This is a genomic window from Streptomyces sp. PH9007, from assembly GCF_059813725.1.
In genome coordinates, this window is record NZ_CM187440.1 from 2,372,887 (window position 1) to 2,388,656 (window position 15,770).

The following is a 15,770-nucleotide window of genomic DNA, read 5'->3' on the forward strand; positions in this document are numbered from 1 at the left end:
CGCCCGCGCGCTCACGAGCCCTCCCGCACGGCCGACAGCAGCCGTTCCTTGAGCGCGCGGGCGTGCCGGCGGCTCACCGGTACGTCCCCGGCCGGGGTGTGCGCCAGCAGCCCGGAGGAGGAGCCGGCCCGCAGGTCGCGCACCCAGTGGATGGCGACGAGGTACCCCCGGTGCACCCGTACGAAGCCGGCCGAGCCCCACACGGACTCCAGGTGGGAGAGCGCCAGCCGGATCAGATGCACTCCGCCGCCGGTGTGCAGCCGTACGTAGTCGCCGTGCGCCTCGACGAAGTAGACGTCGTCGCGCCGCACGAAGAAGATGTGCCGCCCGGTGTCGATCCGCACCACGGCCAGCTCGTCGGCGGCGGGCTCGGGCCGCCGGGCGGCGCGGACCCGGGCGACGGCCTCGGCCAGCCGCTCGTCGCGCACCGGCTTGAGCAGATAGTCGACGGCGCCCATCTCCCCGGCCTCTTCCCGGTGGGCCTCGGAGGCGGTGACGAAGACGAGGACGGGCGGCTCGGAGAGCATGTTGAGCACCCGGCCCACCTCGACGCCGCTGAGCCCCGGCATGGAGACGTCGAGGAAGACCGCGTCGAACCCCTCGGTGCCCAGCAGCCGGACGGCGGTCTCCCCGCTGTCGGCGGCCAGGACGCCGTCGACCCCCTCGACGGTGTGCAGCACCTCGACCAGTTCCCGGCGGGTGGCGCCCTCGTCCTCCACGACCAGCACCCGCAGCCCCTGCCGCCCGCTCATCCGGTCACCACCCCGCGGCGGAACCGGGGCACCCGGACCACGACCTTGGTGCCGTTGCCGGGGGCGGTCTCGATGACGAGGCCGTACTCGGCGCCGTAGACGGCGCGCAGCCGCCGGTCGACGTTGGCGAGCCCGACGCTGCAGGTGGGCGGCCCGGTCCCGGCCAGCACCCCCTGGGCGAATTCCGGATCCATCCCCACTCCGTCGTCCTCCACCTCGATGACGCACAGCGGTCCCTCGGCGAATCCGGAGACCGAGATGCCGCCGGTGCCGGTCTTGGGTTCCAGGCCGTGCCGTACGGCGTTCTCGACCAGCGGCTGGATCACCAGGAAGGGGATGGCGACGGCGAGGATGTCGGGTGCCATCCGCACCATGAGTTCCATCCGGTCGTCGAAGCGGGCGCGCTGGAGTTCGAGATAGGTCTGTACGGCCTGCAACTCGTCGGCGACGGTGGCGTAGTCGCCCCGGACGGCGAAGCTGTAGCGCAGGTAGTCGGCGAAGTCGTGCAGGAGTTCCCTGGCCCGTTCCGGCTCGGTGCGGATCCGGGCCCCGATGACGGCCAGCGCGTTGTGCAGGAAGTGCGGCGAGATCTGGGCGCGCAGCGTGCGCAGATCGGCCTGGGCTATCCGGCCCCGGGCGCGGCGCAGCGCGGCGTGGTCGAGGGAGCGCGCCACCAGCGCGCCCACCGGGGCGAGCGCCTCCTCCGCGCCCCCGCGCATCACCAGCGCCCCCGACAGTTCCCCGGCCACCAGCAGAGGCACCGCCGCCCACGGCCCGCGCTGGACGACGCCGCCCTGTTCGTACGCGAGCGCGAGGACCTCCCGCACCCCCTCCCCCACCGTCCCGGCGGAGGCCACCGGTCCGTCGAGGTCGGCGAGCACCACCACCTCGGCGCCCAGCAGCCCGCGCAGCCGCCGCACGGCGCGGCCGGTCCCCCGCCCGTACAGGCCGTCCCGCAGCCCGGAGTCGACCCCCCGTACGCCCTCCAGCACCCGCACCACATCGCCCCCCGCCACCCCCCGGCCCCACCCGCGCCATCGCACCATGGCTGGCACGCTAACCCAGCCCCGTACGCCTGCTGAAGGCTCGTGCGCGCCCCTGATCCGTTTCCATGTCGCGGTCCGCTCGTTGAACGGTCGTATGCAGCACCCTCTGCGGACGCGGGAGAGTTTCTTGATCGCAACAGATGTGGTGAGCCAGCTGCTGGTTCAGCGATTCGGGGTCGCCGCGGCCAGCATCGGCGACGCGACGCCGCTCGCCGCGCTCGGCCTGGATTCCCTCGCCCTGGAGGAGCTGCGCCTGCTCATCGAGGACCGGCTGGACATCGATCTGGAGACGGTGGAGCTGACGCCGCGCGACACCGTGGGGAGACTGGTCGCCGTCGTCGGGCAGGAAGCCGTCGCCTGATGCCGGGCCGGCAGCCGCCGTTCGAGGCGGCGGTCACGGGGCTCGGCCTGGTGACCGCGGCCGGTGCGGGGGCGAAGGCGACGTGGCACGCGGTCACCGGCGGGGCGGCCCCGGAGGGCGTGCGCCGGCCCCCCGAGCTGGCCGAGCTGCCCTGCGACTTCATGTACCTGAACACCGGCCTGGACCCGGCCGCGGTGCTCGGGGTGGCCGCGCTGCGGCTGATGGACCGCTTCACGCAGCTGGCGGTGATCGCCGCCCGCGAGGCGGTGGCCGACGCCGGCCTGGACCCGGCCGCGTGGGACGGTGCCCGGGTCGCCGTGGTCATCGGCTCCGCGCACGGCGGTCTGCCGTTCTACGACGACCAGCACGCCGTCCTGGCCTCCCGGGGCACCCGTCGGGTGTCGCCCAAGCTGGCGCCGCTGACCGTGGTCAACGGCGCGGCCTCCGGCGTGGTCGCGGACCTGGGGGCGCTGGGCCCGAGCCTGGCCGTGTCCACCGCGTGCTCCTCGGGCACCGTGGCGCTGGGCACCGCGCACCAGATGCTGCGCTCGGGCGCCTGCGACATCGTCATCGCCGGCGGCGCCGAGTCGGTGCTCTCCCGGCTGCTGATCGCCAGCGCCTGCCGGCTGCGGGCGGTCTCCACCCGGCGCTCCGACCCGGCGACGGCCTGCCGCCCCTTCGACGCGGACCGGGACGGGTTCGTGGTGGGCGAGGGGGCGGGGCTGCTGGTGCTGGAGCGCCCCGAGCACGCGCGGGCGCGCGGGGCCGCCGTACGCGCCGTGGTACGCGGCTACGGCGCCTCCTCCGACGCCTGCTCGGTGGTGGCCCCCGACCCGGAGGGCGCGGGCATCGAGCGGGCCCTGCGCACGGCGCTGGCGGACGCGGACCTGGCGGGCGCCGACGTGGACCATGTGAACGCGCACGGCACCTCGACGGTGCTGAACGACCTCATCGAGGGCCACGCCCTGTCCCGGGTGCTGGGCGACCGGCCGCTGGTGACCTCCACCAAGGCCGTCACCGGTCACACCCTGGGCGCCGCCGGCGGCATCGAGACCGCGCTGACCGTCCTGGCCCTGGAGGAGCAGACGGTGCCCCCGACCGTCAATCTCACGACGCCCGACCCCGGGCTCCCACCCGGCCTCGACCTGGTCCGCGGTTCGGCCCGCCGGGCCCCTCTGCGGTGCGCGGTGAAGACCTCGCTCGGCTTCGGGGGCCACAACGCCGCGCTCGTCCTGACCCGTGACTGACCGGGAGCACCCATGCCCGACGAGGTGATCCGCTCCCTGACCGTGAGCGGCGTCCCGTACGCCTACCGGCTGTTGCGGCGTTCCGGCCACGACGGCGTCGGCCCCCGTACCCAGCCCGTCCTGGTCATCGGCGGGGCGCTGCAGGGAATGGGCGGGTGGCAGCAGCTGGAGAACGCCCTGGGGCCGGTGGCCGACGTGGTGACCGCCGACCTGCCCGGCATGGGCGGTGCGGCTCCGCTGCCGCCCGGGCCCAGCCACGACCTGCTGTGCCGGGCGCTGGAGGGCATCCTGGACGATCTGCGCTACGAGCGGGTCAATGTCTTCGGCTTCTCCTACGGGGCGGGCCTGGCCCACGGCTGTGCCCGGCGCTTTCCGCACCGGGTGGCGCGCATGATGCTGGGCGGTGTCCCGGCGCACATCGGTGACGCCCTGGTGCGAGCCGTGCGGCGGGCCCAGTGGTCCCTGGCGCGCGGGGACGCGGAGTCGTTCGCCGAGCAGACCGCGGCTGTGATGCTGTGCCTGGACGAGAGCCGGCACGTCACGCGGCGGGCGCTGGCCTACCGCTACGTACGGCGGTCCCTGCTGCACACCGCCCGGCACTCCCCGCATCTGGGGGACTCGCTGCGGCGCGCCCTGACCGAGCCGGCCGACTTCTCCGGCGGCCCCACCGGCGTCCCGACCCTGGTCTTCAGCGGTGAACACGACACGGTCACCTCGGCGGAGCGGCAGCGTGCCTTCGCCGAACGGATCGGCGCCCGCCGCTTCCTCACCATCCCGGACACCGACCACTGGGTGGTGCTGGAACGCGCCCGGGACACCGCCGACCTGGCGGCCCGCTTCTTCACCGACCGCCCGCTCGCCGACGCCCCGTGCCTGCGCCGGGTGCCGCGCGAGCACGGCGAACGGCCCGCCCCCGTACGGTCGGGGGCGGGCCGGCGCTGATCACACCCGGCTCGGCGTCAGCCGACCGAGGCGTTGTACTCGTCGATCTTCTGGGTCAGCTTCTCGGTGGCCGCCGTCAGGGCGTCGGCCGCGGGGGTGTCGGTGACCAGGGCCTCTTCCCAGGCTTCCTCGGCCGTCATCCGGGCCTCGGACATGACGCCCATCATGCAGCCGGCGGTGTTGATGTTGGTCTCGGAGTTGGCCAGCTGGTCGGCGGCCACCGAGAACTGCGGGAACTCGGCGGCCCGCTCGCTGGCCTCGGGGCCGTTGTAGCCCTCGGTGTTGACCGACAGGTAGCCGGTGCCGGCGTGCCACACCGACTGCGACGGCGCGGTCAGCAGGAACTGCACGAACTCCCAGGAGGCGCGGGTCTCGGCGTCCGAGTGGCCCTGGCCGTTGATCCACAGCGAGGCGCCGCCGATGATCGAGCCGGCCGGGTCATCGGCGTGGATGAGCGGGAAGTACCCGGCGCCCACCTCGAAGGAGGACTGCTCCAGGAAGCCACCCATGGCGCCGGTGGACTCCAGGGTCATCGCCGCGCGGCCGGAGGTGAAGGAGGACTGCGCGTCGTCCAGGTTGCGGCCGAGCGGCGCGGCGAGGCCGTCGTCGATCATGCCCTGCCACCACTCGACGAGCTCCACCACGTTCGGGTCGTCGAAGAGGACCTCTTCGGCGCGGCCCTCGCGCCCGTTGCCGTTGTCGCAGTACGGCACGGCGGCGCGGGCCATGAACTGCTCGATGAACCAGCCGTAGACGGCGGCGCCGAAGCCGTACCGCTCCACCTGGCCGCCGGAGCCCTTGACGGTCAGCGCCTCGGCGTACTCGCGGATCTCCGCGAGGTCCTTCGGCGGCTGCTCCGGGTCCAGGCCCGCCTCCTCGAAGGCGTCCTTGTTGATGTACATGAGCGGGGTGGAGTTGTTGAACGGGAAGGACCGCAGCTGCCCGTCCACCGTGAAGTAGTTGAGCAGCGCGTCCTCGATCGGGCCCGTGTCGTAGCTGTCCTTGTCGACGAACGACTGGGCGGGCACCGTCTGACCGGAATCGATCATGAACTGGGTGCCCAGGTCGAATATCTGCACGATGTTGGCGGTGTTGCCCTGCTGGATCGCCGCCCGGTGCTGCGCCAGCGTGGTGTCGTAGTCGCCCTGGAACGAGCCGGTGACCTTGATCTCGCCCTCGTGCTCCGCGTTGAACGCGTCGATCAGTCCGTTCAGCACCTGACCGTTGGTGCTGTCCATGCTGTGCCAGAACTCCACCTGCACCGGGCCGTCCTGGCCCTCCAGCGCCTCGGGCCCGGGCGCCTCCAGGGAGCCGCCGGCCCCCGTGTCGTCGCTGCCGCAGGAGGTGATGCCCAGACACAGCGCCGCGGCGCCGGCCACCAGCGCCGTACGGGTACGGGTTCTTCTCATGATCCGTCCAGTTCCCATCATCACTTGACTGCGCCCGCGGTGAGTCCGCGGACGATGAAGCGCTGCCCGAAGAGCACCAGCGCCAGGGTGGGGAGCACCGACAGGGCGGCGCCGGCCAGCCAGAGTCCGGGGTTCGCGGACTCGGCGTTACGGAGGGAGTTGAGGCCGATCTGAAGCGTCTGCATCTCGGTGGTGCGCGTCATGATCAGCGGCCAGAAGTACATGTTCCAGGAGGTGATGAACACGTAGACGCCCACCGCGCTGAGGGTGGGCTTGGACAGCGGCAGCAGCACCGTCCAGATGAAGCGCAGATGCCCCATGCCGTCCACCCGGGCCGCGTCCCGCAGCTCGGTGGGGAACTGCCGGAAGCTCTGCCGCAGCAGGAAGGTGCCGAAGGCGTAGGCCAGGAACGGCAGCACCAGACCCGCGAAGGTGTTGTGCAGGCCCCAGTCCGAGAGCGTCAGATAGTTGGGGATGATCGTCGACTCGGACGGCACCATCAGCGTGGACAGGAACAGCGCGAACACCACGGCGCTGAACCGGAAGCGCAGGAAGACGAACGCGTACGCGGCCAGCGCCGAGGTGACCAGCTGCGCCACCGTGATGATCCCGGCCATCAGCAGCGAGTTGCCGTACATCCGGGTCAGCGGCACGGCGTCCAGCACCCGCTGGATGTTCTCCAGGTGGAAGCCGGTGGGCACCAGCTGGGGCGGGAAGGTCGCCAGCTCCCTGGGCTGCATGAACGTTCCGGCAAACACGTAGTACACCGGGAAGAGCACCGGGATCAGGGCCAGCAGCAGCACCGCGTACAGGGCGATCCGCCCCGCCACCACTCGCGCGCTCATGAGTAGTGCACCTTCCGCTCGATGACCCCGAACTGGAGCGCCGTGCAGCACAGCACCATCAGCAGCAGCACCAGCGCCTGTGCGCTCGCTCTCCCGAAATCGCTGGTGCCGTACGCGAAGGCGTACTGGTAGATCGAATAGACCAGGGTGGTCGTCGAGCCGACCGGACCGCCCTGGGTCAGGATGTGGATCTGGCCGAAGCTCTGCAGCGCGTTGATCGTGGAGATCACCGCGAGGAAGAACAGCTGCGGCCCCAGCAGCGGCACCGTGATGTGCCAGGCCCGCCGGCCACCGGTCGCGCCGTCCAGCAGCGCGGCCTCGTTCACCTCGCGCGGAATGGAGCCGACCCCCGCGGCCAGCACCAGTACGCCGTATCCGAGGTTCATCCACACCGTGGTGAGGCTGACCGAGATCAGCGACCACTCGGTGGAGTTGAGCCACTTCACCTGGCCCAGGCCCAGCTCGTACAGGATGCCGTTGAGCACCCCGGACGCCGGGTTGTAGAAGACGGCGAAGATGACCGAGGCGCTGGCCACCGAGAAGGCGAACGGCAGCGCGAAGGCGGAGCGGAAGAACCGCTGCCCCCTGATGCCGGACTCCAGCAGCAGCACCACCGCCAGCGCGCCGAGCACCCCGGGCACCACCACCAGCAAGGTGAACAGCAGCGTGGTGACGAGTACTTTCCCGAAGTCGGCGGTGAAGAGTTCGGCGAAGTGATCGAAGCCGACAAAGCGGGTGGGCCGGCCGATGATGTCGTTGCCGTGCATCGACAGATACACGGTGCGGCCCAGCGGATAGATCAGGAAGAGCGCGAAGACGACCAGCGAGGGGGCGAGGAAGCCCCAGGCCAGCAGCGTCTCCTTGCGGCGCTCGCGCAGCAGGGTGCGCGGCGGTCTGTCCCGGGGCGGGGCCCCGCCGGATCTGCCGTCCTTGGTGGTGGAGGAAGTGGACACGCGAGGCAGCGTGGTCCCGGAAGGTGACGCCATCAGCACCTCAGGAGTAACGGGAGTTCAATACGTTCACTGGATCGGATGAAAGATGCCCGGGGGTCCGAGGATTAACTCGGGCCCCCGGGCATCGGGGTGCCGGGCTTGTGGGGAAGTGCCCGGCTATCTGCGGAAAGTCAGGTACACGTCAGGGGCTGGCGGGGCGATCCCGGCGGCCCGGACTCAGTCCGAGGTCGCCCGCTCCGCACCGGCGCCGGTCAGCGCCCGCACCTGGAGCCTGGCGAACTTCACGTCGTCCTTCTCCTTCGACATGATCGTGCCGACGATCGCGCACAGCAGCCCGATCGGGATCGACACCAGACCCGGGTTCTCCAGCGGGAACCAGGCGAAGTCCACGCCCTTGGGGAACAGCGAGGCGCTCTCCCCCGCCGCGTTGACCTTCCCCGACACCACCGGCGAGAAGAACACCAGACCCACGGCGCTGATCAGACCGCCGTAGATGCCGGCCACCGCGCCCGCCGTGTTGAACCGCTTCCAGAACAGGCTCAGCACGATCGTCGGGAGATTCGCCGACGCCGCGATCGCAAACGCCAGCGCCACCAGGAAGGCCACGTTCAGGCTCTGCGCGAAGATCGCCAGCACGATGGCGACCACGCCGACCCCGATCGCGGCGAACCGCGCCACCCGCACCTCTTCCTGCTCGCTCGCCTTCCCCCGCCGCAGCACGCTGTTGTAGAAGTCGTGCGCCAGGGAGGACGAGGAGGCGATGGTCAGACCCGCCACCGTGGAGAGGATCGTCGCGAACGCGACCGCCGCGATCAGGGCCAGCAGCACGGCGCCCAGGAAGTCGCCACCGAAGTGGATACCGACTTCCTCCGCCAGTTGGGGCGCCGCCGCGTTGCCGGCCGCGTCCTGTGCGGTGATGGCCTCCTTGCCCACCAGCGCCGCCGCGCCGAAGCCCAGGATCAGGGTGAAGAGGTAGAAGGTACCGATCAGCCCGATGCCCCAGTTGACGGACTTACGCGCGGCCTTGGAGTCCGGCACCGTGTAGAAGCGGATCAGGATGTGCGGCAGACCGGCCGTGCCCAGCACCAGCGCCAGGCCGAGGCTGATCAGGTCCAGCTTGTTGACCATGGTCTGCCAGGCGTCGTCCACGACCTCGACCCCGTACCGCTGCCCGGGCTCCAGGAAGGCGTCGCCGACCCCGCTCGCCTTCGCCGCGTCGTCCATCAGCGCGCCGAAGTTGAAGTTGTAGATCGACAGCACCAGCAGACACAGCATCGCGGCGCCCGTCATCAGCATGACGGCCTTGACGATCTGCACCCAGGTGGTGCCCTTCATCCCGCCGAAGGACACGTAGACGATCATCAGCAGACCGACCGTGACGATGCCGACGATCTTCGCGACGTCCGCGCTCATCCCCAGATAGGTCTCGCCCGGCTGGATCCCCAGCAGCAGCGCCACCAGGGCGCCCGCACCCACCATCTGCGCCAGCAGATAGAAGATCGAGACGGTGAGCGTGGAGACCGAGGCCGCGGTCCGCACCGGGCGCTGCTTCATCCGGTACGAGACGACGTCCGCCATCGTGAACCGGCCCGAGTTCCGCAGCAGCTCGGCGACCAGCAGCAGGGCCACCAGCCAGGCCACCAGGAAGCCGATGGAGTAGAGGAACCCGTCGTATCCGTACAGCGCGATCATGCCGGCGATGCCGAGAAAGGAGGCGGCCGACATGTAGTCGCCGCCGATGGCGAAGCCGTTCTGGATCCCGGAGAAGCCGCGCCCGCCGGAGTGGAAGTCGGTCGCCGACTTCGTCTGCCGGCTGGCCCAGATGGTGATCCCGAGGGTGATGGCGATCAGTACCGTGAACAGGATGACGGTGATCAGCCGGCCTTCGGCGGACACCTCGCGCGCCATGGTGATCATGACCGGCCCCCCGGGTTCTCCAGCTCGTCACGCAGCTCGTCCGCCAGCGGATCGAGACGGCGGTTGGCGTACCGGGAGTAGAGGATGGCGATGCCGAACGTCGTCACGAACTGGAGCAGTCCGAAGATCAGCGCGACATTGGCGTCGCCGATCACCTTGGTCGACATCACACCGCGTGCGTAACCGGACATCAGGACATACAGCGTGTACCAGGTAAGGAACGCGATGCTCGCCGGGACCACAAAGCGCAGCAACCGCCCGCGCAACTCCTGGAACCGGGGGTCGTCGTGCATCGCGGCCGAGCGGGTCTCCAGATCATCGCCCGGGGGCTCGCCTGCGTCGGGAACGGGTTGCGTCGTCGTCATCGACGGGCTCCTGTGGGTCGGTCGGGGGTAGAGCCCCGCAAATGTAAGGAGGGTCACACTCACCCCACAGCGACCCCGACCCGGACACTCGGCGAACGGTCGAAATACGCGCCGAACGGCTTACCCGCACCACCCGTCGCACACACGACCGGGGCCCGTCCCCACCCACAGGTGGAAACGGGCCCCGGTACGGGAAAGAACTCAGGTCACTTGTTGATCTTGGTGACCTGGCCGGCGCCGACGGTCCGGCCACCCTCACGGATGGCGAACTTCAGGCCCTCCTCCATGGCGATCGGCTGGATCAGCTGAACGCTCATCTCGGTGTTGTCGCCCGGCATGACCATCTCGGTGCCCTCGGGGAGGGTCACCACACCGGTCACGTCGGTGGTACGGAAGTAGAACTGCGGACGGTAGTTGTTGAAGAACGGGGTGTGGCGGCCACCCTCGTCCTTCGACAGGATGTACGCCGTCGCCTCGAACTCCGTGTGCGGGGTAACCGAGCCCGGCTTGATGATGACCTGGCCGCGCTCGACGTCCTCGCGCTTGACACCGCGGAGCAGCAGACCGACGTTCTCACCGGCCTGACCCTCGTCCAGCAGCTTCCGGAACATCTCGATGCCGGTGACCGTGGTGGTGGTCTTCTCGTCCTTGATGCCGATGATGTCGACGGTCTCGTTGACCTTCAGGACACCACGCTCGATACGGCCGGTGACGACCGTACCGCGACCGGTGATCGTGAAGACGTCCTCGATCGGCATCAGGAACGGCTTGTCCACGTCACGCTCGGGCTGCGGGATGGCCTCGTCGACGGCCTTCATCAGCTCGAGAACGGACTTGCCCCACTCGGCGTCGCCCTCCAGCGCCTTCAGCGCGGAGACCTTGACGACCGGGGTGTCGTCGCCCGGGAACTCGTACTCGGTGAGCAGCTCGCGGACCTCGAGCTCGACGAGCTCCAGGATCTCCTCGTCGTCCACCATGTCGGCCTTGTTCAGGGCGACAACGATGTAGGGCACACCAACCTGGCGGGCCAGGAGCACGTGCTCCTTGGTCTGCGGCATCGGGCCGTCGGTGGCGGCCACGACCAGGATCGCGCCGTCCATCTGGGCGGCACCGGTGATCATGTTCTTGATGTAGTCGGCGTGACCCGGGCAGTCGACGTGAGCGTAGTGGCGGCTCTCCGTCTGGTACTCGACGTGCGCGATGGAGATGGTGATACCGCGCTGACGCTCCTCGGGAGCCTTGTCGATCTGGTCGAAGGCCGAGGCCTCGTTCAGGTCGGGGTACGCGTCGTGCAGCACCTTGGTGATCGCCGCGGTAAGAGTGGTCTTACCGTGGTCGATGTGACCGATGGTGCCGATGTTGACGTGCGGCTTAGTCCGCTCGAACTTCGCCTTCGCCACGGGGTCCTCCTGTGGACTGATGCTGTACGCCCCCGCGTTCTGCGGGGGTTCCAGGTGGTCGTACCGAACCGGCGGGGACCCCTAGGGGGATGCCCTGGACCGGTTCGCTTAAAGGGCTGACACAGGGGCGAAATCGCCCCTATGCCGTTTTGCTCCAGCTTAAGGGTTACTCGCCCTTGGCCTTCGCGATGATCTCCTCGGCGACGTTCCGCGGAACCTCACCATAGGAATCGAACTGCATGCTGTAGCTCGCGCGACCCGAGGTCTTGCTCCGCAGGTCGCCGACGTACCCGAACATCTCCGACAGCGGAACCAGGGCCTTGACGACCTTGGCACCACTGCGGTCCTCCATGGCCTGGATCTGGCCACGGCGGGAGTTCAGGTCGCCGATCACATCGCCCATGTAGTCCTCGGGCGTGGTGACCTCGACGGCCATGAGGGGCTCCAGCAGAACGGGACCGGCCATCCGCGCGGCTTCCTTGAACGCCTGGATACCGGCGGTCTTGAAGGCCATCTCGGAGGAGTCCACGTCGTGGTACGCACCGTCGAGCAGGATCATCTTGACGCCCGTCAGCGGGTAGCCGGCGAGAACGCCGAACTGCATCGCTTCCTGGGCGCCCGCGTCCACCGAGGGGATGTACTCCTTGGGGATGCGGCCACCGGTGACCTTGTTCTCGAACTCGTAGCCGTCGCCCTCAAGCGGCTCCAGAGAGATCTGGACCTTGGCGAACTGGCCGGAGCCACCGGTCTGCTTCTTGTGCGTGTAGTCGTGCTTCGCGACGATCTTCCGCAGGGTCTCCCGGTAGGCGACCTGCGGCTTGCCGACGTTGGCCTCGACCTTGAACTCGCGACGCATCCGGTCGACCAGCACATCGAGGTGGAGCTCGCCCATCCCCTTGATGATGGTCTGCCCGGTGTCCTCGTTGGTGGCGACCTGGAAGGACGGGTCCTCCTCGGCCAGCCGCTGGATGGCGACACCCAGCTTCTCCTGGTCACCCTTGGTCTTGGGCTCGATCGCGACCTCGATGACCGGGGCCGGGAAGTCCATCGACTCCAGGATGACCTGGTGGGCGGCGTCCGAGAGCGTCTCACCGGTGGTGGTCTGCTTCAGGCCCATCACCGCGACGATGTCGCCGGCGCCCACCCGCTCGATCTCCTCACGCTTGTTGGCGTGCATGCGGTAGATCTTGCCGATGCGCTCCTTGCGGCCCTTCACCGAGTTCAGCACCTGCGTGCCGGCGGTGAGGACACCGGAGTACACCCGGATGAAGGTGAGCTTCCCGAGGTGCGGGTCGCTGGCGATCTTGAACGCCAGGGCGGCCAGCGGCTCGTCCTCCGAAGGCTTCCGGACGACGACCTCTTCGGGGTCCTTCGGGGAGTGGCCCTCGACGCCCTCGACGTCCAGCGGCGTGGGCAGGTAACGCACCACGGCGTCCAGGAGGGGCTGCACGCCCTTGTTCTTGAACGCGGTACCGCAGAACACCGGGGTGACGGTGGTCGTCTCGCCACCGGTGGAGGCCAGGGTGATGCGACGGATGGCGGCGTACAGCTGCTCCTCGGTGGGCTCATTGCCCTCCAGGTACAGCTCCATGACCTCCTCGTCGTTCTCCGCGACGGCCTCGATGAGCTTGGCGCGGTACTCCTCCGCCTGCTCCACGAGGTCGGCCGGGATGTCGACGGTGTCGTACATCTCGCCCAGCTTGGTCTCCTCGGACCACACCAGGGCCTTGTTGCGGACCAGGTCGATGACGCCCTGGAAGCCCGCCTCGGCCCCGATGGGGAGCTGCATGACCAGCGGAACGGCGCCGAGCCGGTCCTCGATCATGTCGACGCAGCGGAAGAAGTCCGCGCCGGTGCGGTCGAGCTTGTTGACGAAGCAGATCCGCGGCACGCCGTAGCGGTCCGCCTGACGCCACACGGTCTCGGACTGGGGCTCCACACCTGCGACACCATCGAAGACCGTGACCGCGCCGTCGAGCACGCGCAGCGAACGCTCCACCTCGATCGTGAAGTCGACGTGACCGGGGGTGTCGATGATGTTGATGGTGTGGTCGACGCCTTCGAGCGGCCAGTGACAGGTGGTCGCGGCGGACGTGATCGTGATGCCGCGTTCCTGCTCCTGGGCCATCCAGTCCATGGTGGCGGCACCGTCGTGAACTTCGCCGATCTTGTAGCTCACACCGGTGTAGTACAGGATGCGCTCGGTGGTCGTCGTCTTGCCCGCGTCGATGTGAGCCATGATCCCGATGTTGCGGACCGTGGTCAGGTCAAGTGAAGTGGTAGCCATAAGGCTTCAGTTCTCTCGGTCTCGATGGGGTAGCGACTACCAGCGGTAGTGCGCGAAGGCCTTGTTGGACTCGGCCATCTTGTGGGTGTCCTCGCGCTTCTTGACGGACGCGCCGAGGCCGTTGGAGGCGTCGAGCAGTTCGTTCATCAGGCGCTCGGTCATGGTCTTCTCACGGCGAGCGCGCGAGTAACCGACCAGCCAGCGCAGCGCGAGGGTGGAGGAACGGCCGGGGCGAACCTCGACCGGCACCTGGTAGGTGGCGCCACCGACACGGCGGGAGCGGACCTCGAGGGTCGGCTTCACGTTCTCCAGGGCGCGCTTCAGGGTGATGACCGGGTCGTTGCCGGACTTCTCCCGCAGACCCTCCATGGCGCCGTAGACGATGCGCTCGGCGGTGGAGCGCTTGCCGTTCAGCAGCACCTTGTTGATCAGCGAGGTCACCAGAGGAGAACCGTAGACCGGGTCGACGTGGACCGGGCGCTTCGGGGCAGGGCCCTTACGAGGCATTGCTTACTTCTCCTTCTTGGCGCCGTAGCGGCTGCGGGCCTGCTTGCGGTTCCGCACGCCCTGCGTGTCGAGAGAACCGCGGATGATCTTGTAACGGACACCCGGCAGGTCCTTCACACGGCCACCGCGCACCAGCACGATGGAGTGCTCCTGAAGGTTGTGGTTCTCACCCGGGATGTAGGCCGTGACCTCGATCCCACTGCTGAGCTTCACACGGGCCACCTTGCGCAGCGCCGAGTTCGGCTTCTTCGGGGTGGTGGTGAACACACGCGTGCAGACGCCGCGGCGCTGGGGAGACCCATTCAGCGCGGGCGTCTTGTTCTTCTCGACCTTGTCCTGCCGGCCCTTTCGGACCAGCTGCTGGATCGTTGGCACCATTTCTCCAGTTCTGTGTGCCGACTGTGAAGCTAACCCGGAACACGGCGACCGACCCACGCGGTCGGGCGTGTCGAAGACTGCATGACCCCCGACAACAACATGGGAGGAGAACGCAGATCCCGGAGTTCCAGCTGACGCCTCACAAAAAGAGCGCAGGGAACACCCCAGGCACAAGAACTGAGCGTACCTACCCCACGGCCAACGGTCAAAACAACTATCTCCGGCCCCCGCCACCCCGGGCAACCGCTGTGAGGTACCGCACACTTACTCCATGGACACCAGTACGGAGCCGGCCAGACCGATATCCGAGGACACCGCGCCCGTCCCCCGGAAACGCCGCCGCTGGCCACGCGTCATCCTCGCCGTTCTCGCCGCCCTCCTGCTCGCCGTCCTCGCCGGCGCCGGCTGGCTCTACCACCGCACCGACCAGGCGCTGTCCGGCATCGACCGGATCCCCGACGCGCTGCCCACCCTGCCCGAGGAGGAACAGCCGGTACGCGCCCCCGAGGCGGCCGACGCCCAGGTCTATCTGCTGGTCGGACTGGACGCCAAGGACACCCCTCAGTCCGATGAGACCCCCGACGGCACCCCCGAGTGGCAGGCCGGTGCCGCCCGCAGCGACACCATGATGCTGCTCCAGATCGCCGCCGACCGGAACTCCGCTTCCCTGGTCTCCCTCCCCCGCGACACCTGGACGGAGGTCCCGGGCCACGGCGAGGCCAAGCTGAACGCCGCCTACTCCTGGGGCGGCCCCTCCCTCATGGTGGAGACCGTCCAGAACCTCACCGGCATCCGCGTCGACCACCTCGCCGTCATCGACTGGACCGGCTTTCGGGCCCTCACCGACGCGGTCGGCGGCGTCACGCTCGACGGTGAACGGCTGGACGGCGAAGCCGCCCTGGAGTACGTGCGCGAACGGAAGTCGCTCCCCGAGGGCGACCTCGACCGCACCCGCCGTCAGCAGAACTTCCTGCGCGCCCTGCTCTCCCAGACCCTGTCCGCCGGCACCCTCACCGACCCCGGCCGGCTCACCGCGCTGCTGGACACCCTCGGCGACGTGATCAGCGTCGACGACCAGCTCTCCAACGGCGACCTGCGCGACCTCGCCTGGGAGCTGCGCTCGGTCCGGGCCTCCGACATCGCCTTCATGAACGCGCCGGTGGCCGGTACCGGCACGGCCGGCGGCCAGTCCGTGGTCTTCCTGGACGAGGAGGCCGCGGCCCCCCTGTGGCAAGCCATGCGCGAGGACACCATGGCCGCCTTCCTCGCCACCGACGGGGCCCCGGACACCCTGGGCGACACCGTGCGCTGAGCACCCCGGAAACGCCGCCGGGCGGCTCCCCCCGTGAAGGGGAAGCCGC

At 69.3% G+C, this 15,770-nt stretch carries 15 protein-coding genes; 4 read left to right on the plus strand and 11 right to left on the minus strand.

Annotated features, from left to right (window positions below; genetic code table 11):
* Positions 1-11: 11 nt before the first annotated feature.
* On the minus strand, positions 12-752 hold the full coding sequence (locus ACTFAP_RS10775; RefSeq protein ID WP_500468911.1) for a LytR/AlgR family response regulator transcription factor: 741 nt from the start codon (positions 750-752) through the stop codon (positions 12-14).
* Complete coding sequence (locus ACTFAP_RS10780; protein ID WP_500468912.1) at positions 749-1,798, minus strand: sensor histidine kinase; 1,050 nt, start codon at positions 1,796-1,798, stop codon at positions 749-751. Before ACTFAP_RS10780 ends, ACTFAP_RS10775 begins: the two co-directional genes overlap by 4 nt.
* A gap of 127 nt (positions 1,799-1,925) precedes the next feature.
* On the opposite strand from ACTFAP_RS10780, the gene ACTFAP_RS10785 reads away from it, so the two are divergent.
* The 3 genes from ACTFAP_RS10785 to ACTFAP_RS10795 are packed head-to-tail and all read left to right on the plus strand — an operon-like array spanning position 1,926 to position 4,348.
* A complete protein-coding gene (locus tag ACTFAP_RS10785; RefSeq protein WP_495684382.1) occupies positions 1,926-2,159 on the plus strand; it encodes a phosphopantetheine-binding protein in 234 nt (77 codons plus the stop codon).
* Positions 2,159-3,406: a beta-ketoacyl-[acyl-carrier-protein] synthase family protein gene (locus ACTFAP_RS10790; protein WP_500468913.1), complete on the plus strand. Its 1,248-nt coding sequence runs from the start codon at positions 2,159-2,161 to the stop codon at positions 3,404-3,406. The genes ACTFAP_RS10785 and ACTFAP_RS10790 overlap by 1 nt, the downstream gene beginning before the upstream one ends.
* Positions 3,407-3,418: 12 nt before the next feature.
* Positions 3,419-4,348: an alpha/beta fold hydrolase gene (locus ACTFAP_RS10795; protein WP_495684384.1), complete on the plus strand. Its 930-nt coding sequence runs from the start codon at positions 3,419-3,421 to the stop codon at positions 4,346-4,348.
* 17 nt (positions 4,349-4,365) lie between these two features.
* On the opposite strand, the gene ACTFAP_RS10800 is transcribed toward ACTFAP_RS10795, so the two are convergent.
* The 9 genes from ACTFAP_RS10800 to rpsL all read right to left on the minus strand — a co-directional run bounded on the left by ACTFAP_RS10800 (position 4,366) and on the right by rpsL (position 14,406).
* Complete coding sequence (locus tag ACTFAP_RS10800; protein ID WP_500468914.1) at positions 4,366-5,757, minus strand: ABC transporter substrate-binding protein; 1,392 nt, start codon at positions 5,755-5,757, stop codon at positions 4,366-4,368.
* A 20-nt stretch (positions 5,758-5,777) separates the two neighbouring features.
* Positions 5,778-6,602 (minus strand): carbohydrate ABC transporter permease, encoded by an 825-nt coding sequence (locus tag ACTFAP_RS10805; RefSeq protein ID WP_030736324.1) that lies wholly within the window; start codon positions 6,600-6,602, stop codon positions 5,778-5,780.
* Positions 6,599-7,555 (minus strand): carbohydrate ABC transporter permease, encoded by a 957-nt coding sequence (locus ACTFAP_RS10810; protein WP_386540319.1) that lies wholly within the window; start codon positions 7,553-7,555, stop codon positions 6,599-6,601. The genes ACTFAP_RS10805 and ACTFAP_RS10810 overlap by 4 nt, the downstream gene beginning before the upstream one ends.
* 216 nt (positions 7,556-7,771) lie before the next feature.
* Positions 7,772-9,472: a monocarboxylic acid transporter gene (locus ACTFAP_RS10815; protein WP_390125862.1), complete on the minus strand. Its 1,701-nt coding sequence runs from the start codon at positions 9,470-9,472 to the stop codon at positions 7,772-7,774.
* Complete coding sequence (locus ACTFAP_RS10820; protein WP_436980406.1) at positions 9,469-9,837, minus strand: DUF485 domain-containing protein; 369 nt, start codon at positions 9,835-9,837, stop codon at positions 9,469-9,471. Before ACTFAP_RS10820 ends, ACTFAP_RS10815 begins: the two co-directional genes overlap by 4 nt.
* Before the next feature lie 206 nt (positions 9,838-10,043).
* Positions 10,044-11,237, minus strand: coding sequence for an elongation factor Tu (gene tuf, locus ACTFAP_RS10825; protein ID WP_030736332.1), 1,194 nt, complete (start codon positions 11,235-11,237; stop codon positions 10,044-10,046).
* A 166-nt stretch (positions 11,238-11,403) separates the two neighbouring features.
* Complete coding sequence (gene fusA / locus ACTFAP_RS10830; RefSeq protein WP_436980404.1) at positions 11,404-13,524, minus strand: elongation factor G; 2,121 nt, start codon at positions 13,522-13,524, stop codon at positions 11,404-11,406.
* Positions 13,525-13,560: 36 nt separating this feature from the next.
* Complete coding sequence (gene rpsG / locus ACTFAP_RS10835) at positions 13,561-14,031, minus strand: 30S ribosomal protein S7 (protein ID WP_030736338.1); 471 nt, start codon at positions 14,029-14,031, stop codon at positions 13,561-13,563.
* A 3-nt stretch (positions 14,032-14,034) separates the two neighbouring features.
* The gene (gene rpsL, locus ACTFAP_RS10840) at positions 14,035-14,406 is read right to left on the minus strand and encodes a 30S ribosomal protein S12 (RefSeq protein ID WP_026047363.1); all 372 of its coding nucleotides are present in this window, start codon (positions 14,404-14,406) and stop codon (positions 14,035-14,037) included.
* Between the two features lie 274 nt (positions 14,407-14,680).
* On the opposite strand from rpsL, the gene ACTFAP_RS10845 reads away from it, so the two are divergent.
* A complete protein-coding gene (locus tag ACTFAP_RS10845) occupies positions 14,681-15,721 on the plus strand; it encodes an LCP family protein (protein ID WP_500468915.1) in 1,041 nt (346 codons plus the stop codon).
* The last annotated feature ends 49 nt before the right edge of the window (positions 15,722-15,770 follow it).